This window comes from Pseudomonas acericola (SeqCode) (assembly GCF_053456465.1).
Genome location: NZ_JBRFJB010000003.1, coordinates 350,919 through 370,607 on the forward strand (window position 1 = coordinate 350,919; position 19,689 = coordinate 370,607).

The following is a 19,689-nucleotide window of genomic DNA, read 5'->3' on the forward strand; positions in this document are numbered from 1 at the left end:
GCCGGTGTGCCGCCGGCAGGGGTTCCTGCACCCGGAGAAAAGCCATGCACAGCACCACCCTCAAACGCCAGAAGACCGGCCTGATCGGCGTAGATCACACCCGCAGCGCCGGCGGCTACACCTTGTTCGCGCCGCAAACCGCCGACGGCAACGTTTTCCTGATCGACCTCGACGGCGAGGTCGTCCACCGCTGGAAGCTGCCCCAACGCCCCGGCCGCGACGCGGTGATCCTGGCCAACGGCAACCTCGGCTACAACGGCAACCACCCGGACTCCCCGGAGCTGTTCCCCGGCTGGTCGGTGTGGCACGGCGGGGCATTCAGTGAAGTCACTCCAGAAGGTGAAGTGGTGTGGGAACACACGGACCTGCTGCACCACCACGACGCCCAATGGCTGGATAACGGCAACCTGCTGTACACCACCGTCGAGCCCCTCAGCGCGGAACTGGCCAGCCGCGTGGTCGGCGGCATTCCCGGCAGCGAGGCGGCCGGTGGGGTGATCTATGCCGATGTGGTCAAGGAAGTCGACCGCCAAGGCCAGGTGGTGTGGGAGTGGCGCAGCTGGGAACACCTGCGTCCCGAGGATTACCCCCTGCACGCGACGTTCGAGCGCTACCACTGGCCGATGACCAACGCGGTTTCGCCGGGCCGTGACGGCAAGGTCATCCTGAGCCTGCGCAGCGTGTCGTCGGTGATTGCCGTGCAACGTGGCAGCGGCGAGGTGCTATGGCGCCTCGGGCACGACCTGGTGGCGCAGCAGCACTGCCCGAGCGAGCTGGAAAACGGCAACATCCTGGTGTTCGACAACGGTATTTCCCGCCCGCACATCAGCATGCCGCACTCGCGCATCGTTGAAATCGACCCGCAGCAACAGCGCATCGTGTGGCAATACGCCGACACCCCGGGCTATGCGTTCTTCACCCCGTTCATGGGCGGCGCCCAGCGCCTGCACAACGGCAACACCCTGGTGACCGAGGCCAATTTCGGGCGTTTGTTCGAAGTCACCCCGGCCGGTGAAGTGGTGTGGGAATACGTCAACCCGCACTTCGCCACCTACCCCGACGAGGCCTCCCGCCGCTACTTGCCGGGGGAAAACAACGCGATCTTCCGCGCACACCGCTACCAGCGTCAGGACCTGCCCTGGCTGCGCGACTGACTCAACCCCGCAACGATCACGCTCACGCAGGCCACGCGCAGCGAAGTATCGACTCATCCCAGACTTAAGGAACCACCGATGATTCTGCTTTATTCGCGCCCTTTGAGCGTGGCTGCACTGGGCGTTTGCGCGCTGATCCAAGGGCTGCCGGCAGCGGCCGAGACGTTACCTGAGCCCGCCGACACCGTGCTGCAAGCAGTGACGGTGGAGTCACGCCGGCGCAGCGAAGACGCCCAGCAAGTGCCCGTGGCCATGAGCGTGCTCGGCGCGCAAACCCTGGAGGAACAGCGCCTGTATCGCTTGCAGGATGTGCAGCAGGCGATGCCCAGCGTCAACGTGGCGTTTATGCATGCGCGCCAATCCAGCCTGTCGATTCGCGGGCTGGGCAACAACCCGGCCAGCGATGGCCTGGAGGGCAGCGCCGGGATTTACCTCGACAACGTGTACCTGGGCCGCCCGGGCATGGCGGTGTTCGACCTGCTGGATGTCGAACAGATCGAGCTGCTGCGCGGGCCTCAAGGCACCTTGTTTGGCAAGAACACCACGGCGGGCGTACTCAACATCACCACGCGGCGCCCCACGTTTACCCCGCAGGGCAGCCTCGTGACGTCACTGGGCGAGGACGGTTACGTGCAAACCCAGGCGAGTCTTTCCGGCCCGCTCAACGACACCTTGGCCGGGCGGATTGCGCTGTATCGCACCCATGAAAACGGCTACGTCGAGAACCAATACAACGGCAACACCCTCGGCGGCGGGCAACGCCAGGGCTTTCGCACGCAGTTGCTGTTCCAGCCCAACGCAGATTTCAACCTGCGCTGGGTCGCCGACTACCACGAAGAAGACTCCAGCGCCGGCACCCGTTCGCTGTTCAGCACCGGGCCGACCATTAACGGCGTCAACCGCTACGAGCAGCGCGCCGCCGCCGTGGGCGCGACGTTGGTGAGCGGGCGCCGGGTCAACCTGGACGCCGACCAGAGCGTCAAGGTTTTCCAGGGCGGCACCTCGCTGGAAGCCAACTGGACATTGCCCAACGACTACACGCTGACCGCCATCAGCGCCTATCGCTGGTGGGATTTCACCCCGCGCAACGATGACGAACTCAACGTCGATGTCATGCACAACGTCGGTCAATCCGCGCGGGACAAGCAGTATTCCCAGGAACTGCGCCTGGCCTCGCCGGTGGGTGAACACTTTGACTATGTGCTGGGCGCGTATTACTTCCGCCAGGAGATGCGCAACACCGTGTTCACCGATTACGGCCCGCTGGCCGACACCTGGAACGGCACCGCGCAAGGCGCGCTGAACAATGTCAGCAGCGTGGGGCACGGCACGGTCGACACCGACAGCTTTGCCACGTTTGCCCAGGGCACCTGGCATTTGACGCCAAGCCTGGATTTCAGCCTCGGCGTGCGCGGCACCTATGAACGCAAGTTGGCGCAGGTCACGCGCAACGCGCCGGTGGGCGGTGCTGCGGTATCGGGCGCAGCGGCGGGCGCCAGGACCGGGCGGCTCGGCGCGTATGACTCGGGTGATTTGAGCCTCTACAGCTTCAGCCCCTCGGCGCTGGCCAGCCTCGCCTGGCAGGTGGACGAGAACGTGCTGGCGTACGCGTCGTTGTCCCACGGCGAGAAGTCCGGTGGGGTCAACCTCAGTGTGGCCAGTGCGCCGGTTGCCGGGGCCGACTCGCTGTTGATCGGCAGCGAACGCGCCAACGATGCCGAGCTGGGGGTCAAGACCACCTTGCTCGACCAGCGCCTGCTGCTTAACGCCAACCTGTTCTGGACCGTGGTCCACGGCTACCAGACCAACGCCTACGACGACGCCAACCTCACCAGCTACCTGACCAACGCCGGCACCGTGCGCAGCCGTGGCCTGGAGCTGGAAAGCAGTTGGCGGCCGCTGCGGGGCTTGACGCTCAGCGTGAACGGTTCATGGAATGACGTGCGCTACCTGTCTTACGAGGATGCGCCGTGCCCGGCCGAAGTCGCCCTGCGCCCCGGAGCGCCCGCCGCGTGTGATTTGAGCGGGCACGCGGTGGTCGGGGCGTCGAAATGGATCTACAACACCAGCGCCAGCTATCAATGGCAGATGAATAACGGTTTGCAGCCGTATGTGAACGGCAGCTATGCGTGGCGCTCCCATGCGGTGGGTACGGTGGACGATTCGCGCGAAGCGCAATTGCCGGGTTACGGGTTGGTCAACCTGTCCACGGGGCTGCGGGGGAATTGGGGGGATGGGCAATGGGACGTGTCGTTGTGGCTTAAAAATGCCTTCGACAAGACCTACTACACCACGCTGTGGAACTCGCCAAACGGCGCGTATACCGGGGTGCTGGGCACTCCGCGGACGCTGGGCGCAACGGCGCGATATGACTTTTAAGGCGGGGGGAGGGGACTGACGCGTGCCAACGGTGGCGGTGAGCCCAAGGCAGTAGGAGGGCATTCACCGCTTACCTGGCAGGTAAGGACTACTCTTTTACATCCATGAACTCTTTTGCCCACGCCACGTAGTTCTCGGGCAACGTGTAGGTGTGCGTCAGTTCGGTAGCGCTGAGGTTGGAGGTGCTGTGGGTCAGCTGGCGCTGGGCGCGCAGGCTGTCGTAGGTGGCTTTGATCGCCGCAAAGTAGGCGCCATGGCCGGCCACCACGATACGCACGCCAAGGCTGGCCAGACGTGCAGCGTCATTCAGCTTTGGATTGCCGTAGGTCACCAGCATCAACGGCACTGTGAGGTGTTCGGCGATCTTTTCCAGGTGTTCGAAGTCGCTGACACCGACCATGCAGATCCCATCCGCACCGGCTTTTTGATAGGCCAGGGTGCGTTCGATCACGGCTTCGGTGGGCAACACGCCGGCGTTGGTACGGGCGATGATCGACAGCTCGGGGTCAACCCGCGCTTCCAGGGCGGCGCGCACTTTGCCGATGCCTTCTTCGATGGAAATCAGGTCAGTGGATTTGCGCCCGAATTGCGCTGGCAGCAGGGTGTCTTCAATGGTCAACGCGGCCACGCCGGCACGCTCAAGTTCTTCGACGGTACGCATCACGTTGAGGGCGTTGCCGTAGCCGTGGTCGGCGTCGGCAATGAACGGCAGTTGGGCGACGCGGCCGATTCGGGTGGCCTGCTCAACGAATTCACTCAGGGTGATCAGGGCAAAGTCGGGGGCTGCCAGTACTTGCAGGGAGGCGACGGAGCCGCCAAGGATGCCAACTTCGAAGCCCAGGTCGGCGGCGATGCGGGCGGACATCGGGTCAAAGACAGAAGCGGTTTCAACGCACGCAGGCGTTGCCAGCAGTTCACGGAAATGACGGCGCAGGGCTGTGTGGGACTTTTTCGGCATGATCTTTCCTGGTGGGGCCATTGACTGCATACGATCAATGCCTGTGGGTGGACGTGCGAGATTACCATGTAGGAAAAGGTAGGATTATGACGTTTGAGAATGGCCCATGCGCAATTCACATAGGGTGCTGCACCGATTCAGCAGCGTGTGAGTGAGTGGCGCCAATAAACATATACATCGCCGGCACCATAAACAGCGTGAGCAAGGTGCCGATCGACAGCCCGCTGAAGATCACCAGGCCCATGTCATGCCGCCCCGCAGCCCCGGCCCCCGAGGCCCAGACCAGCGGCGCGACGCCGAGCACCATCGCGGCGGTGGTCATCAGGATCGGGCGCAAACGCACCGCCGCAGCCTCTTCAATCGCTTCACGTTTGCTGCGGCCGGCCCGTTGCAGTTCATTGGCGAATTGCACGATCAAGATGCCGTGCTTGGTGATCAACCCCAGCAACGTCACCAGGCCGACCTGGGTGTACACGTTGATCGAGGCGAAGCCCATGGTGATAAACGCCAGCGCACCAAACAGGGCGGGCGGCACGGAAAACAGGATCACCACCGGGTCGCGAAAGCTCTCGAACTGGAACGCCAGTGCCAGATAGACGATCAGGATCGAAAACAGCAGCAGGCCGACGAACCCCCCGGATTCCTGGATGAACTGCCGGGATTCGCCGGCGAAATCCGAGGTGTAGCCCGAGGGCGCGATGCTGTTGAGGATCGCGTTCAGCTTGCCCAGCAACTCGCCCTGGGCCACGCCACTCACGCCCGCCAGGGTCGCCGAGTTGAGTTGCTGGAAGTGGTTGATCGACTCCGGTTGCGTCGAGGTTTCGATATGCGCCACGGTGCGCGCCGGGATCATCGCGCCGGCTGGTGTGCGGATGTAGTAGTCGAGAATCTGCTCGGGGTTGAGGCGGTCCACCTGCAACACCTGGGGAATCACTTTGTACGAGCGCCCGGCGGTGGAGAAGTAGTTCACGTAGTTGCCGCCCAACGCGGCGGACAGCGCGGCGCCGACGTCGGCCTGGGTCATGCCGAGGGCGGCGATTTTTTTCCGATCGACCACCAGCCGTGCCTGGGGTTTGTCCAGTTTCAAGTCCATGTCGGCGAACCAGAACAGCTGTTGCTTCTGTGCTTCGGCCATCACCGCCTGGGCGACTTCGTTGAGGTTTTCCACCGAGTCGGTGGTGGTGATCACGAACTGCACCGGCAAGCCTTGCGCCCCCGGCAGTGATGGCAACGGGAACGCTGCGATGGTTGCGCCCGGCACCTGGTTCCATTTTTGCTGCAAATCCAGGATCAGCTCGGCCTGGGAGCGTGTACGGTCGCCCCAGGATTTGAGCAGCACGCCGCCGAGGCCCTGGTTCAGCGCAGGCAGCCCGGTGAGCTGGAACATTTGCGCGTATTCGGCCTCTTTATTGGCGATCTGGAAGGCCTGGTCGGCAATGCGTTCCATCTGCTGCGGCGAGGCGGTCGGCGGGCCTTTGATCTGCATGAACACCAGGCCCTGGTCCTCGGTGGGCGACAGTTCGCTCTTGGCCGTCATGCCGCTGGCGGCCACCAGCAGGAACAGGACAAACCCAAAGGTCACCAGCACCGGCCAGATATCCAGGCCCCCGGACAAGATGCGGTGATAGCGCCCGCGCAGCCAGTCAAAATAGCCGTCGAGGCGGCGGGCGAAGCGGCCTTCTTCCTGACCGGGCTTGAACAGGCGTGAGGTCATCATCGGCGACAGGGTCAGCGCCACCACGGCGGAAACGGTCACCGCCCCCGCGAGGGAAAAACAGAACTCCTTGAACAACGCCCCAGTCAGCCCACTGCGCAGACCGATGGGCACGTAGGCGGCCACCAGCACCACGGTCATCGCCACGATCGGCCCGCCCAGTTCCCGCGCCGCCACCAGCGCGGCCTCCAGCACGCCTTTGCCTTCCTCCTTGATATGCCGGTCGACGTTTTCCACCACGATAATCGCGTCATCCACCACTAGCCCAATCGCCAGCACCAAGGCGAGCAGGGTCAGCAGGTTGATGGAGTAACCCAGCAGGTACATGACAAAGAAGGTCCCGACCAGCGACAGCGGGATCGCCACCAGCGGCACGATCACCGCGCGGAAGGAGCCGAGGAACAGGTAGATCACCACCGAGACAATCACCATGGCTTCGGCCAGGGTCTTCACCACCTCGACAATCGAGGTGTTAATGAAGGCGGTGGAGTCATACACAATCTCGCCGCGCACGCCGGCGGGCAGCTGTGCTTGCAGCTCGGGGAACGCCTCGCGCACGCTGTCGGCGACGGTCAGGATGTTCGCGCTGGGCGCCACCTTGATGCCAATGAACACCGAGCGCTTGCCGGAAAACGCCACGCTGCTGTCGTAGCTTTCGGCGCCGAGGGTGACATTGGCTACGTCCTCCAGGTGCACCAGGGCATCGCCTTTCTGCTTGATCACCAGTTGCTTGAATTCGTCCACGGTGTGCAAGTCGGTGCCGGCCGTTAGGTCCACCGTGACCGTTTGCCCACGGGTGGAACCCACGGCGGACAGGTAGTTGTTGTTGGCCAGGGCGGTGGCCACATCCTGCGCGGTGACGTTATGCGCCGCCAGCTTGTCCGGGTCCAGCCAGGCGCGCAGGGCGAACTGGCGCCCGCCGAGGATCTCGGCGGTTTGCACGCCCTGCACCGAATCCAGCTTGGGCTTGACCACGCGCACCAGGTAATCGGTGATGTTGTTGGTGGGCAGCGTGTCGCTGTAGAAGCCCAGGTACATGGCGTCGGTGGTTTGCCCGACCGCCACGGTGAGTACCGGTTCCTGGGCCTGCGCCGGCAACTGGTTCTTCACCGAGTTGACCTGGGTGTTGATCTCGGTGAGCGCCTTGCTGGCGTCGTAATTCAGCCGCAGGGTGGCGGTGATGGTGGACACGCCGGTGATGCTCGATGACGACAGGTAGTCGATGCCCTGGGCCTGGGCAATCGCCGACTCCAGCGGCTGGGTGATAAACCCGGCGACGGTGGACGCGTCGGCACCGTAGTAGGCGGTGGTGATGGTGACCACGGTGTTTTCGGTGCGCGGCCATTGGTTGACCGGCAATTCAAAGATCGAGCGCAGCCCCAGGATCAGGATGAACAGCGAGACCACCACGGCCCAGACCGGCCGATGAATAAAGGTGTCGGTAAATTTCATGGCGCACCCTTAGTGTTCTTGGGGAGTCGGGGCGGGGTCGTTCAAGGGCGCGGCGCTGTTGTCGACCTTCACCGGCGAGCCGTTTTTCAGCTTCATCTGGCCGCTGGTGATCAACAGGTCGCCTTCCTTCACCCCGGACACAATCGCCACTTGGTCGCCACGGGTCGGGCCGGTCTTGATAAAGGTCTGTTGCGCCGTGAGCACTTCTTCACCCTTGTCGTTCTTGCTCGCGGTGGCGATGAACACGGTGGTGCCGTAGGGGTTGTAGGTCACCGAGGTCTGCGGCACGGTGAGGTAGCGCTGCGGGCTGCCGGCGTTGACCACGGCGCGGGCAAACATCCCCGGCACCAGGCTTTGCTTGGGGTTGGCGACGGTGGCTTCGACCGTGACGTTGCGCGTGGTCGCATCGAACTGGGTGTCGAGGGTCGTGATGCGCCCGGTAAAGGTTTGATTGGACAGGCCGTCCGCCGTCACCGCGACGGTTTGCCCGATGGCGATGGCTTCCAGTTGGGTCTGTGGCACGGTGAAGTCGATGTAGATGGGATCGAAGGTTTGCAGCGTGGCGATCTTGTCGCCGGGGTTGAGGTACTGGCCGGGATTGACGCCGGTAATGCCGATGCGTCCGGCAAACGGCGCGCGGATGGACTTTTTCTCCACCAGCGCGCGTTGTTGTTCGGCGGCGGCGAGCTTGGCCTTGAGGTCGGCGGTGTCGCTGTCGACCAGGGCCTGGGACACCGCGTTGACCGCCAGTTGCGCCTTGTCCCGTTTGAGCACGATTGCAGCCAGGTCGGCGGTGGCTTCCAGCGCGTGCAGTTGGGCGATATCCGAGTCGGCATTCAATTGTACGAGCAGCGCCTGGGCTGCCACTTCCTGCCCGGGTTTGAAGCCGAGGCTGCGCACGATACCGCCCACCTCGGTGGTCACGTCCACGCCGCGCACGGCCTTGATCGAGCCGACGGCGGTGACGCTGGGCTGCCAGTCTTCGAACGGCACGTGCAGGGCCGTGACCACGGCGGCAGGCAGCGGCACTTTGGACTGGGCGATCAGCGCGGAGATCTGCACGAATTTCACCCCGGCAATGATCGCGACAATCACCAGGACCACCACGACCATGATCAGCATGGGCCTCCACAGCCGCCGCTTGCGCGGGGCCGGGGGCAGGGGAGAGGCAGTCTGGACGTCGGCCATGGAGGTTCTCGCTGTATCAATGAGTCGGTTCAGTCGCCGCCGTGTGGGCCGGCCGGAGTTCTTGCCAGGTGGGCAGGCCGAAGCGGTCCGGGTGGCCTGCGGTGGCGGGGTCCACGTCGCGGCGGTTCCACCAGCCGCCGCCCAGGGCCTGGAACAGCGCCGTGGTGTCGCTGTACCGCGCCGCCTGCGCGCGCACCCGCGCAAGCGCGGTGTTCTGGTAGGTCTGCTGGGCCGTGAGCAGGTTGATATACGCCACGGCGCCGAGCTTGAACTGGGCTTGCACCAGGTCCAGGTTGGCTTGCGCCGAGCGCTCGGCCACCACCTGCTGGTTGAGTGCATCGGCATCGGCTTGCAGCGCGCGCAATGCGTTGGCCACATCCTGGAACGCGATGAGCACAGTGCCGCGATAACGCGCGGCAGACTCGTCATAGGCGGCCACGGCGGCGCGCTTGCGGTGCTCCAGCGCGCCGGCATCAAAGATCGGCTGGGCAATCGCCCCGGCCAGGCTCCACACGCCGGTACCGGCCGAAAACAGCTTGGTCCCGCTGGCCACCGTAGAACCCAGCGACCCGGTAATGCTGAACTGCGGCAGTTGATTGGCCACGGCCACGCCGATATTCGCGCTGGCCTGATGCAACTGCGCTTGCGCCGATTGTACATCGGGGCGTTGGCCGACGAGGGCCGAGGGCAGGCTGACCGGCAGCTCTTGCGGCAAGTGCAGGGACGCGAGGTTGAACGCCTCGCCACGGTCCTGGTTGGGAAAGCGGCCCAGGTAGGCCATCAGTTGGTTGCGGGTTTGCGCCAACTGCTTTTGCAGCGGTGGCAACGTCGCGCGGGTTTGCGCCAGGGTGGTTTGCTGGGTGAGCACGTCGGTATTGCCGATGGCCCCGAGCCGGCGCTGGGCCTGCAACAGATCGAGCTGGCCGCTTTGCAGGCGGATGATTTCTTCGGTGGCGGCGACCTGGTCGCGCACGGAAGCCAGGTTGATTGCGGTATTGACCACGTTGGCGCTCAACGTCAGGTACGTCGCCTCCAGCTGGAAGCGTTCGTACTCGGCTTGCGCCGTGCTGGACTCAATTTGCCGGCGGGTGCCGCCGAACACGTCCGGCGCGTAGGACACGCTCAGCGACGCGGAACTGACCGTGAGAATCGGTGACGACGGGCTGCCCGTCTGCACGCCGGAGAGCTTCTCGCGGGTTTTCGACGCATTGGCACTGACGGAAGGAAACAGCGACGCCTGGTCGGCGTAGACCAGCTCGTTGGCCTGGCGCAACGCAGCCTGGGCGGCGCTGACATCCGGGTTGGCGCGCAAGGCTTCTTCGACCAGCGCATTGAGTTCGGGTGAGCGGAACAGCGTCCACCATTGCCCGGGGATATCCAGGCCGGCGACCAGGCGTTGTGCGGCACCGCCGGCGTCGATGTCGGCGTGGGCGGTACTGGTCAGGTTCTCTTTTGTATAGCCCGCGCCTGCCGGCACCTCGGGCCGCTTGAAGTCAGGGCCGACGGTGCAGGCGACGAGGGCGAGGCACAACAGGCTCAAGGGCGCCAGGCAAGAGGCTTGTCGAGGGAGGCCGATTTGCATCAGGCAGGCTCGCTGAAAAGGACACGGGAAAAACCGGGTTCAAATCAGTGTAGGTGGTGCCGGGCACTGCGCAATGTGCCGTGGGGTGCGTCGATGATAAAAATGCATATAACGCATTATTATAGAATTACGTTATGCATTATGGGTATTTTACACGGCGCGATCCTGGCCTCATCGTAGCCCACCTTGTGAATACTGCCGAGACCGCGCGCGCGGATCGACCTGACCTGCCCGAGAAGGCATCTGGAGATTGATGTGCGTTACCTGACAACACTGGCGGCGGCCCTGGCTGGCGCGTTGCTGAGCCTGACGGCCCAGGCGCAGACCCTGACCGTCGGCGACCAAAGCTACAACGCCCAGGCCGTGATGGAGGCAGCGGGAGTGCTGGACAACCTGCCCTATACCCTGGAGTGGAAACAATTTACCGCCGGTTCGCCAGTCGCCGAAGCGCTGAATGCCAACAGCCTGGATATCGGCTTGCTCGGCGATGCGCCGGTGCTGTTCCTCGGGGCCTTGGGTGCGCCGATCAAGGTAATTGCCGTCACCCGGCAAAATCTCGACGGCGTGGCCATCCTGGTGAAAAAAGAGTCATCGATCCATAGCCTCGCGGACCTTGCCGGCAAGCGCGCGGCCATCTGGAAAGGTTCCTGGAGCCAGCAACTGTTGTTGACCGCACTCGACAAGGCTGGGGTTGCTAGGGATTCGCTGGAGTTTCGTTACCTCAGTGCATTGGATGCTTCCCATGCGCTAGAAGGCGGTTCGGTGGACGTCATCGCCACCTGGGAACCCTACGTCACCCAGCAGGAACGCCAAGGTGCACGGGTGCTGGCAACGGCTGACGGCTTGATCCCGGCCCAGAGCTACATCGCCGCCAATACCAAAGCCGTGGACACCAAGCGCGCGCAGATCAGCGATTTCCTGCAGCGCCTGAAAAAAGCCCGCGACTGGACACGCCTGAACCCCGCCAACGCCGACGCGTACGCCGATGCCTGGGCCAAACGCACCCGCGCCGATGCCGACATCGCCCGCGCCTGGTTTGCCCGCGCCCGCACAACGGTTGAGCCGGTCACCACCCAATCGCCGGTAGACGCACAAAAGACCGTGGACTTTTTCGCCAGCGAAGGCCTGGTCAAGTCTTACGCTGCTGCCAGCCTGTTCGACGACTCCTTTGCCGGCGCCTTACAGCCCGCCGTCGCCAAAACCCAGCCCTGAACGCCGCAAGGACCACCCCACACATGAGCAAACGACAGCTAAAACTCGGCGCCCTGACCATGGGCTGCGGCGGGCCGGGCCGCCACAACCTGTGGCTTGACCCGCAATTGCCGGCCGATGCCAGCGTGAACGTCGACTGGTACATCGACATCGCGCGCCAGGCCGAGGCGGCACTGTTCGACCTGATGTTTATCGTCGACAGCCAGTTCATCACCCCGGGCTCGCCATCCCACTACCTCAATCGCCTGGAGCCGTTGACGTTGTTATCGGCGCTGGCGGTGAGTACACGGCATTTGGGCCTGGTGGGAACATTGACGACTTCCTACAACTCACCGTACAACGTCGCACGGCGACTGGCCTCCCTCGACCTGATCAGCAAAGGCCGCGCCGGCTGGAACGTCGTCACCAGCGGCGACCCCGGCACGGCGGGCAATTACAGCCGTGACGAGCACTACGACTACGACACACGCTACGGCCGCGCGGCCGAACACGTGCAAGTGGTGCAAGGGCTGTGGAACTCCTACGAAGACGACGCCTTCGTGCGTGACCGCGCCACCGGCCAATTCTTCGACCCCAGCAAACTGCACAGCCTGGATCACAAAGGCGAGCATTTTTCCGTGGTCGGCCCGCTGAACATCCAACGATCGCCCCAGGGCCAACCGGTGATCTTCCAGGCCGGCGACTCGGAGCAAGGCCGCGACCTCGGCGCCGCCACGGCGGACGTGATCTTCACCCACGCCGCGAGCATCGAACAGGGCCAGGCGTTTTACCGGGATATAAAGGGCAGGGCGGTGCAACACGGGCGCGATCCATCACAGTTACTGGTGATGCCCGGCGCCGAAATCTACGTGGGCGACAGCGACGCGCACGCGCGGGAAATCGAGCAGCATTACCATCACGCCGACCATAGTTTTGAACTGGCTCTGAAGGAGTTTGGGCGCAATTTCGGCTGGCATGATTTCAGCCAATACGACCTGGATGCACCGTTTCCCCAGGAGAGTTTGGAGGCTGCGCGCAGCAGCTTTTTCACCGCCGCCAAACGCATTGCCGATCAGGCGCAGGAGAAAGGCTTCAGCTTGCGCCAAGCGGTGGAGTTCGGCCGACAACTGCGGCCGGGAGCGTTCGTGGGCTCGGCGGACACCGTCGCACAGAAAATCGCCGATTGGTTCGAAGCGCGGGCGGTGGATGGTTTCAACATCTATATAGGGCACCCGGAGCAGTTCAGCCGCTTCACCCAGGAAGTCATTCCGTTGCTGCAAGAGCGTGGGGTGTATCGCACGGCGTATGAAGGGACGACCTTGCGCGAAAGCTTGGGGTTGGCGATTCCACGGTTCGGCTAGGCAGAAATTCGGGGTAGAGTGGTCGCCAATTTTTCACTTGTTGTTTGACGCATGAATCGTCCGCTGTTTGTTGCACTTGATGGGCCCAAGGGGACCGGGAAAACCACGTTGTTGGAGGCGGTAACCCGAGAACTGCGGGCACAGGGCCAAAAGGTTATCCGCCTGTGTGAGAAAAAGAGTGATCCCTTTAGGGGGGAAACGATGGCGCTCGTCAACAAACTCGCCAGAGATCCCTGCCGGGAGTTGGAATGGGCGGTGTGTGAGCGACTGGCGGATAGTCGAGCTTGGATCTCGCAGCATGTGTTGGTCAAGCAGCCGGTGGACAGCATTATCCTGATTGATCGTTGGTATCCGTCTGATGCAGCGTTTCGCAGGTTGGTGCCGTTTGGGGAGATTTTGCAGTTGAATCTGGATCGAGGGGTGCGGGTGCCGGATTTGCATGTTGGAGTGGTTACGGACCCTGAGTTGTCATGGACGCGGGCGGCAGCGCGACGGCGTGGGTTGGGGAGTACGGTGATTCACGCGCTGGAGGAACAGATGGCGTGTACCGAAGCGTTCGAGGACGCGGTTGCGGATCAGGGGTGGGTTTTGTGTCGGAATGAAGGGACGATTGAAGAGGCTACGATGCAGGTGGTTAGTGAGGTCTATAAAGTCCTTTGATGCTCGGCAGGTGAAAGTTCCGGCCTGACATATTATTTAACATAATATACATTATGCGCAACATCATATACACCGACCAGGGTCGTTGCAGCCCAGATTGCAAATCCCACGCTTCATATTTTCCCTCTGCCAATGGCGCCCCCCGCATTCCTCATCTTTACTCGCTTCACGGACGTCACCACCCGATGAGGCTTTGCATGAAGCAACTCGCCGCTGTGCTTTTATCTTCGTTGCTGCTATCGGGCTGTGATGTCAGCTTCAACAAGAATCCGCCCAAGGTCATTGCGTCGGAACCTGCCAGCGAACAACAACAGCGTGATGTGTTCAACGCTACGGTCGAGTTTCTACGGCTGCTCGATTCAGGCAGTGTCGATCAGACTTGGCCGGTTGCCAGTCCGTCGCTTAAGGCAACGACTTCCGAAGCGGTCTGGACTAATGGGATCAAGGCCATGCGTGTTGGGCTCGGTACGTTTGTGGAGCGTAATTCCGCTCAGATCGGTTTTACCACCCAGATGCCAGATGCTCCGGCTGGCAGTTATGCGGTTGTCGAGTGTGTCACCACGTTCAGCGGCGGGCCCGCAACAGAAAAAGTGGTGCTTCGCGAAGATGGCAGTCAATGGCGTGTGGCCGGTTATTCCGTTAATAAGCGCTTGTTCAGCCTCGGTGACAGTGCCAAGAAAGCGCCCTGACCTACCTGCTCTTATATTCAATATAATTATAACTAAACTAAATAGTCATTTAGTTTAGTTATATGTTGAGCCCCCAACCTACAACCTAAACCGATCCACCGACTGCGAAAGCTCCCCCGCCAACGACGACAATTCATCCGTCGTCGATGCCGTCGCAGCGATCACCCGGCTGTTACTCTCCGACATCCCCGCAATCATCTCCACCTGGTGCGCGATTTCATTACTGGCCAGGCTCTGCTCGCCGATGGTGCGGGAGATGTCGTTCACCAACTCCGTGGTGTTCAACGTGGCTTGCAGGATCTCGCGGATCGCCCGTTCGACTTCGGCGGTCACGGCCATGCCTTTGTCTACCTGGGCGACGCCCTCCTCCATGCTGGTCACCGCTTCCCGGGTGTTTTGCTGGATGCGTCCGACCATGCTGGCGATTTCCTGGGTCGATGCGCTGGTGCGGCCGGCCAGGCTGCGTACTTCGTCGGCGACTACGGCGAAACCACGCCCTTGTTCGCCGGCGCGGGCCGCTTCGATTGCGGCGTTCAAGGCCAGCAGGTTGGTTTGGTCGGCGATGCCTTTGATCACTTGGATGATGCTGAAGATCGCCTCGGACTCCTTGTCCAGCGTGCGGATAACCTGTGCCGACTGCTGCGCCGAGCGGGCAATGCCGTCCATATCACTGACGACTTGGTGAATCACTCGGCCGCCGTCCTTGGCCAAGGTTTCGGCCTGGTTGGCCATCGCCAGCGCGCGACCGGCATGCTGGGTGATTTCCTCGATGCTGGCGGTCATTTCGCTGGCTGCGGCGGCCATGGTGCTCGCCGCTGCGCTTTGCTGCTGGCTGCTGCCGGCCACTTCATGGCAGCCGTGGCTCAGCTGTTCGCTCATGCCATTGACGCCATGGGCGTTGCTGCGCACCACTTCGATCATGCCGCGCAAGTCGCGCTGCATCGTGGCGAGGCTGCGGATCAACGCGCTGGCTTCGTCCTTGCGCGCGGGCTCGACGATCGGTTCGCTCAAATTGCCACGGGCGATACTGGCGGCAATGCGGCTGGCCGTCTGCAGCGGGCCCATGATGCTCAGAATGACCCAGCGGCCCTGAGCCAAGAGCAACAACAGGCTCGCGATCAATACCGCGCCCAAGGTGAAGTTGGCGTTCGCAATGGTCTGTCGTGTGCCCGCGCTGGTCTGCTGGGTGTTGCTTTCGATCAGTTCGCTTAGGCTCGCCATTTGATCTTCAAGCTGGCTGAAAGCGCTGTTAAAGGTTGTCAATTGTTCGCGGGCGGCCTCGGGATCATTCAGGGCCAGGGCAACAATGCGCTCGCCAGTGCTGATGTAGGTCTCGAGGCTGGGTTTGATTTGTTCCAGGCTGGCCCTGAGCGTATCGCCCAGCGGCAGCTTGAGGTTGTCCGCCAAGACCTGGCGAAAGTGCTCGGCGTGTTCCTGCAAGGCGCTGTTGACCTCGGCTGGGGTGCTGGTGCTTTTACCCAACCCCACCAACATGGCCGACAACACATCGGCGCGCAGGGCGTCGTGCATCATGTCGGCTTCCATGTGGTTGCGCAGTACCGTCATGCTCACTTCGTTGTCTTGCACGGCGTGGCCCATCCGCGCGTTTCCCACGTAACTGGCCAGGCTCATGAGCAAGGCCGTGACCAACCCGGTGGCAATCAATAGCATCAAGCGGAGTTTGATCGTCATGCTGGTGTCCCCATGCCTGGCTGCCAGTTGGGCTGCGCCTGTAGTGTTATCGGCATCAACTGCTTGTTATTGAAGCCCAAGTTTGCGGATGTGCACGAATCCCTTAAGCTGACCGACCCTTGCTCCACGCGGAACTGCCCATGTCTCGAAGCATCGCCCACCTCGCCCTGTTACTGGGCTTGATCACGGCTGTCGGCCCCTTCGCCATCGACATCTACCTGCCCGCCCTCCCCACCCTCGGCGCCAGCTTGCATGCCTCGCCGGCAGCGGTGCAGATGAGCCTGACGGTGTTCTTCATGATCATCGGCGTGTGCCAACTGTTCTACGGGCCGATCAGTGATGTGTTCGGGCGCAAGCCGCCCATTTATGCCGGGCTGGTGATCTTTGCGATAGGCAGCGTGGGCTGCGCGTTGGCGCCGACCATTGAAGTGCTGATCGGCTTTCGTGCCGTGCAAGCGTTTGGCGCCTGTGCCGGGATGGTGATTCCCCGGGCGATTGTGCGTGACCTGTACACCGGCCACGAAGCCGCTCGCCTGATGGCGTTGCTGATGCTGGTGATGAGTGTGTCGCCGATTCTGGCGCCATTGGCCGGCAGCCTGGTGATTTCGATCTGGAGCTGGCGCGAAGTGTTTGCCGTGCTCGCCGTGGTAGCCGTGGCCTGTCTGGTGATGACCATTGTGCAGTTGCCCGAAACCCATCCTGCGGAGCGGCGCCTGGGGAAAAACCTGGGTAACGCATTTGGCAGTTATGGGGCGCTGCTGCGTGATCCGGTGTTCACCGGCCTGGCGGTGGTCAGCGGCTTTGGGCTGGCGACGTTCTTTGTGTTTATCGGTAGCGCGCCGTTTGTGTACATCGAATATTTCGGCCTGACGCCTACACAATTCAGCCTGTGTTTTGCCCTGAACGCGGCGTCGTTCTTTGCCATGAGCCAACTGACCGCACGTCTCAGTGCGCGCTTTGGTTTGGCGCCGTTGATTCGTGGGTCGGTGATTGCGGTGACGGTGTTCCTGGCAGCATTGGCAATCACCACGCTGTGGATCGACAGCCTGGCGGTGATGATGACGCTGTTGTTTGTTGGGTTCGGGTTCCTCGGCCTATTGTTGCCGGCGGCCGGGGTGTTGTCCCTGGAGGATCATGGTGCAGTGGCCGGTTCTGCGTCGGCGTTGCTGGGGGCGATCCAGATGATCGTGGCGGCGGTGTCGATGACCGTGGTCGGTGTGTTCGCCGACCATACGCCGGCGCCGATGTTGATTGGCATCGCGCTGTGCGCGGTGGCGGCGATGCTCACCACACTGTGGACGTTGCGCCGTTTACCGGCGCATTTGGCGAGTGTTCCGCCCTCCTCCTGAGACCCGCGTAGGTGAAGGGTAAAAGTCACCTGTGGCGAGGGAGCTTGCTCCCGCTGGGCTGCGTAGCGGCCCCAAGATTCTGGGAGCGCTGCGCACTCCAGCGGGAGCAAGCTCCCTCGCCACAGGTACAGTGTTAACCCTTCGCTACAAATCAAACCGATCCACCGCCCGCCGCCGCTCATTATCTTCGCGCACGTCGTAGCTCGCCGTGGTCTGGATATTGGTGTGGTGCGCCAGTTTCTGCGCAATCGACAGGTCGTGCTCCTCAATCACCCGCGTTATAAACGAACGACGGAAGTCATGGGGCATGATCTTCACCCCCACTTGCTCACCGCGCTGGCGGGCGATGTAGTAGATCGCATGCTTGGTGATGCGCTCCCGGGTGATATGGCTGCCACGGCGAATGCGGTTGAACAGGAACGTGTCGTCCTGCTCGCCTTCCTTGAGGTGTTCACGGCGAAAATCCAGCCAGGCCTGCAATTTGGCAAAGGCCCAGGCCGGCGCGTATTTGATCAGTTCCTTGTTGCCTTTGCCGATCACCCGCAAGCTGCGTTCTTCGAAGTTGACCTGCGCCAGGTCGAGGTTGACCGACTCCGACTTGCGCATGCCCGAGCCGTACAAGATGCCGATCACCGCCGCATCCCGCAGGCCCTGGGGGCGTGGGTCGGCAGCGCAGACGTCCATCATTTCGCGGATCAAGGTGCGCCGCAGGTTGCGGCCCTGGCTCAGGCGCGTGCCCGGCGTGGCCTTGACCGTGCGCATGCGCAGCAGGTGTTCCTGGCTGATCAGGCTGAGGCGCCAGGCTTCATTCATCACGCCGCGCACGGCGTTGACATACAGCGATGAAGTATTCGGCGCATAGCCGTCCTCGCGCAGGGCGGCGACCAGGGCGATCACGTGTTCTGGCTGGAGCAAGTGCCAATCGATTTCTTCGAGGTTGATGTCCTCGAAGCCCAGGCGGTCGGCGGCGTCCTGCAGCACGTAGCGCATGGTCAACTGGCTGGAAGGCGCCAGGCGAGTGAGGTAGAGGGTCAGCGGGTTGCGGATGGACTCGGTCAAAATAGATCAGCCTTTGGATTAAATACCTCGAACAAGCCTTTGTTTAATCGAGGTATTTAGTGAATTGGCGAAGGCTGAGTCTAACGCAGGAATGGCGGCGGCACAAAATCAGGGTGCCGTGTCATCGTCCTCTACAGCGTCTTGCGGTTGGGTCTGGGTCTGGCTCCATTCGGTGTCCTGCTTCTGCATCAGCGCGAACCAGTGCTGGCGCATAAAGGTCAGGTACGCCTCCGGCGCCTTGGCGAAGTCTTTCTCTTCGCTGTAGCAACCCGGCAACGGCAATTCGGTGCCCTGCTCTTTGTACTGGCTGACCAGCGCCTGCTGTGCGGCGACGCTGCAATCCTTGGGCAACGGCATGCCACGCAGTGCGCCCGCGTCTTCGTCCCACCAGCTTGCGCCGTAGCGGTCGACGCCGCGCAGGCGGAATTTTTGCGACTTGCCCACGTGCATGATCAGCTTGAATTCATTGGGGCTGACGTCGCTGGTACAGGTGCGCGAATAGCCCACGGTGGCCTGGGTGATGCCATCGCCGGACAGGTCGGTCACCTTGGTCGCGGCCCTGTCAAAGCGCAGTGAAGCGTCGAACTCACAATGCTGCACGTCGTCGTAGAGCATCCAGATGCGCTTGGGACGGTTGCCATCGATCAGGTATTGGGCCGCGTAGACAAACGCGGATTGGGTGCCATCGTCATCGCGCTCGCTGACCTGCTCGGCGAGCACCAGCAGGTTTTTGCCCTGGCTGTCGTCCCAGGTATAAGCGGCGATCTGTTTGCCGCGCACTTCCACGCCGTCCGGCACCTGGTCGATGCTGGTGAGCGCGACTCCATCGTCGGCCCGCACCGTCGTGACACACGCCACGGTCATCAACAACCCCATCAACACTGGCCGTAAAAGCTGCACGCTATTCATCCGATTACCCTGGCAAGAGAGCGCTTACTTTACCGGCACTTGCGGGGTCTTGCAGAGAAGATTCTTCAATAAATGGCATTGTGCAGGGTTTAAACGAATGCCCTACTCAGGCGCCTGATCAGGTAGCTGAACCCTGGCTGTCTACCTGTCAAATAAACGAGTTTTTCATCTGCCTTTCATATTCGTTCAACATTTTTACGCTTAATCTTGGCCCCAAGGACTTGAGAACCAACCGCGTTTTCTCGACTAACCTGTTGATTAGGCTTTACCTTTGTTTTTTTTGAGCTTTACTCAAAACGCCATCATGGAAGACCCCAGTGCCCATCCCAGGAAAGTCGAATGAATAATCGCC

General features: G+C 62.2%; 14 protein-coding genes and 1 pseudogene. 7 read left to right on the forward strand and 8 right to left on the reverse strand.

Translation table 11 applies throughout. The features are described 5' to 3' along the window. Positions 1-44 precede the first annotated feature (44 nt). Both ACU688_RS13685 and ACU688_RS13690 read left to right on the forward strand, forming a co-directional pair. Positions 45-1,154, forward strand: coding sequence for an aryl-sulfate sulfotransferase (locus tag ACU688_RS13685; protein WP_448185149.1), 1,110 nt, complete (start codon positions 45-47; stop codon positions 1,152-1,154). Between the two features lie 78 nt (positions 1,155-1,232). Further along, positions 1,233-3,533, forward strand: a complete 2,301-nt coding sequence (locus ACU688_RS13690; RefSeq protein ID WP_448185150.1) for a TonB-dependent receptor — start codon at positions 1,233-1,235, stop codon at positions 3,531-3,533. 88 nt (positions 3,534-3,621) lie between these two features. Here the strand turns inward: ACU688_RS13690 and ACU688_RS13695 are convergent, their stop codons facing one another. From ACU688_RS13695 to ACU688_RS13710, 4 genes are all read right to left on the reverse strand, one after another. Then, the gene (locus ACU688_RS13695; protein WP_448185151.1) at positions 3,622-4,491 is read right to left on the reverse strand and encodes an isocitrate lyase/PEP mutase family protein; all 870 of its coding nucleotides are present in this window, start codon (positions 4,489-4,491) and stop codon (positions 3,622-3,624) included. Positions 4,492-4,606: 115 nt separating this feature from the next. After that, positions 4,607-7,657, reverse strand: coding sequence for an efflux RND transporter permease subunit (locus tag ACU688_RS13700; protein ID WP_448185152.1), 3,051 nt, complete (start codon positions 7,655-7,657; stop codon positions 4,607-4,609). Positions 7,658-7,666: 9 nt separating this feature from the next. Continuing rightward, entirely contained in the window at positions 7,667-8,779 is a 1,113-nt protein-coding gene (locus tag ACU688_RS13705) for an efflux RND transporter periplasmic adaptor subunit (protein WP_448185153.1), read from the reverse strand. 82 nt (positions 8,780-8,861) lie between these two features. After that, positions 8,862-10,427, reverse strand: coding sequence for an efflux transporter outer membrane subunit (locus ACU688_RS13710; protein WP_448185154.1), 1,566 nt, complete (start codon positions 10,425-10,427; stop codon positions 8,862-8,864). A gap of 255 nt (positions 10,428-10,682) precedes the next feature. Here ACU688_RS13710 and ACU688_RS13715 point away from each other — a divergent pair, with 255 nt between their 5' ends. The 4 genes from ACU688_RS13715 (at position 10,683) to ACU688_RS13730 (ending at position 14,328) form a co-directional block, all read left to right on the forward strand. Then, positions 10,683-11,639 carry an ABC transporter substrate-binding protein gene (locus ACU688_RS13715; protein WP_448185155.1) on the forward strand — a complete coding sequence of 319 codons (957 nt, stop codon included), beginning with the start codon at positions 10,683-10,685 and terminating at the stop codon, positions 11,637-11,639. A gap of 23 nt (positions 11,640-11,662) precedes the next feature. After that, a complete protein-coding gene (locus tag ACU688_RS13720) occupies positions 11,663-12,979 on the forward strand; it encodes an LLM class flavin-dependent oxidoreductase (RefSeq protein WP_448185156.1) in 1,317 nt (438 codons plus the stop codon). Between the two features lie 51 nt (positions 12,980-13,030). Then, a complete protein-coding gene (locus ACU688_RS13725) occupies positions 13,031-13,639 on the forward strand; it encodes a dTMP kinase (RefSeq protein WP_448185157.1) in 609 nt (202 codons plus the stop codon). Positions 13,640-13,836: 197 nt separating this feature from the next. Continuing rightward, complete coding sequence (locus ACU688_RS13730) at positions 13,837-14,328, forward strand: DUF4019 domain-containing protein (protein WP_448185158.1); 492 nt, start codon at positions 13,837-13,839, stop codon at positions 14,326-14,328. A gap of 78 nt (positions 14,329-14,406) precedes the next feature. Here the strand turns inward: ACU688_RS13730 and ACU688_RS13735 are convergent, their stop codons facing one another. Next, positions 14,407-15,270 carry a methyl-accepting chemotaxis protein gene (locus tag ACU688_RS13735; RefSeq protein ID WP_448185586.1) on the reverse strand — a complete coding sequence of 288 codons (864 nt, stop codon included), beginning with the start codon at positions 15,268-15,270 and terminating at the stop codon, positions 14,407-14,409. After that, positions 15,265-16,020, reverse strand: a pseudogene (locus ACU688_RS13740) (MCP four helix bundle domain-containing protein); the annotation flags it as partial. The gene ACU688_RS13735 and the pseudogene ACU688_RS13740, both read right to left, overlap by 6 nt. Positions 16,021-16,160: 140 nt before the next feature. On the opposite strand from ACU688_RS13740, the gene ACU688_RS13745 reads away from it, so the two are divergent. Then, the gene (locus ACU688_RS13745; RefSeq protein WP_448185159.1) at positions 16,161-17,369 is read left to right on the forward strand and encodes a multidrug effflux MFS transporter; all 1,209 of its coding nucleotides are present in this window, start codon (positions 16,161-16,163) and stop codon (positions 17,367-17,369) included. Positions 17,370-17,513: 144 nt separating this feature from the next. Here the strand turns inward: ACU688_RS13745 and ACU688_RS13750 are convergent, their stop codons facing one another. Both ACU688_RS13750 and ACU688_RS13755 read right to left on the reverse strand, forming a co-directional pair. Continuing rightward, positions 17,514-18,428 carry a site-specific integrase gene (locus ACU688_RS13750; RefSeq protein WP_448185160.1) on the reverse strand — a complete coding sequence of 305 codons (915 nt, stop codon included), beginning with the start codon at positions 18,426-18,428 and terminating at the stop codon, positions 17,514-17,516. 108 nt (positions 18,429-18,536) lie between these two features. Beyond that, on the reverse strand, positions 18,537-19,337 hold the full coding sequence (locus tag ACU688_RS13755; protein ID WP_448185161.1) for a M949_RS01915 family surface polysaccharide biosynthesis protein: 801 nt from the start codon (positions 19,335-19,337) through the stop codon (positions 18,537-18,539). Positions 19,338-19,689 lie beyond the last annotated feature (352 nt).

Coding starts and splice junctions, on each gene's coding strand:
- ACU688_RS13755 (WP_448185161.1), bottom strand. CDS start 19,337: ATGAATAGCGTGCAGCTTTTACGGCCAGTGTTGATGGGGTTGTTGATG.
- ACU688_RS13690 (WP_448185150.1), top strand. CDS start 1,233: ATGATTCTGCTTTATTCGCGCCCTTTGAGCGTGGCTGCACTGGGCGTT.
- ACU688_RS13710 (WP_448185154.1), bottom strand. CDS start 10,427: ATGCAAATCGGCCTCCCTCGACAAGCCTCTTGCCTGGCGCCCTTGAGC.
- ACU688_RS13705 (WP_448185153.1), bottom strand. CDS start 8,779: ATGCTGATCATGGTCGTGGTGGTCCTGGTGATTGTCGCGATCATTGCC.
- ACU688_RS13695 (WP_448185151.1), bottom strand. CDS start 4,491: ATGCCGAAAAAGTCCCACACAGCCCTGCGCCGTCATTTCCGTGAACTG.
- ACU688_RS13730 (WP_448185158.1), top strand. CDS start 13,837: ATGAAGCAACTCGCCGCTGTGCTTTTATCTTCGTTGCTGCTATCGGGC.
- ACU688_RS13700 (WP_448185152.1), bottom strand. CDS start 7,657: ATGAAATTTACCGACACCTTTATTCATCGGCCGGTCTGGGCCGTGGTG.
- ACU688_RS13735 (WP_448185586.1), bottom strand. CDS start 15,270: ATGCAGCGCGACTTGCGCGGCATGATCGAAGTGGTGCGCAGCAACGCC.
- ACU688_RS13725 (WP_448185157.1), top strand. CDS start 13,031: ATGAATCGTCCGCTGTTTGTTGCACTTGATGGGCCCAAGGGGACCGGG.
- ACU688_RS13745 (WP_448185159.1), top strand. CDS start 16,161: ATGTCTCGAAGCATCGCCCACCTCGCCCTGTTACTGGGCTTGATCACG.
- ACU688_RS13685 (WP_448185149.1), top strand. CDS start 45: ATGCACAGCACCACCCTCAAACGCCAGAAGACCGGCCTGATCGGCGTA.
- ACU688_RS13720 (WP_448185156.1), top strand. CDS start 11,663: ATGAGCAAACGACAGCTAAAACTCGGCGCCCTGACCATGGGCTGCGGC.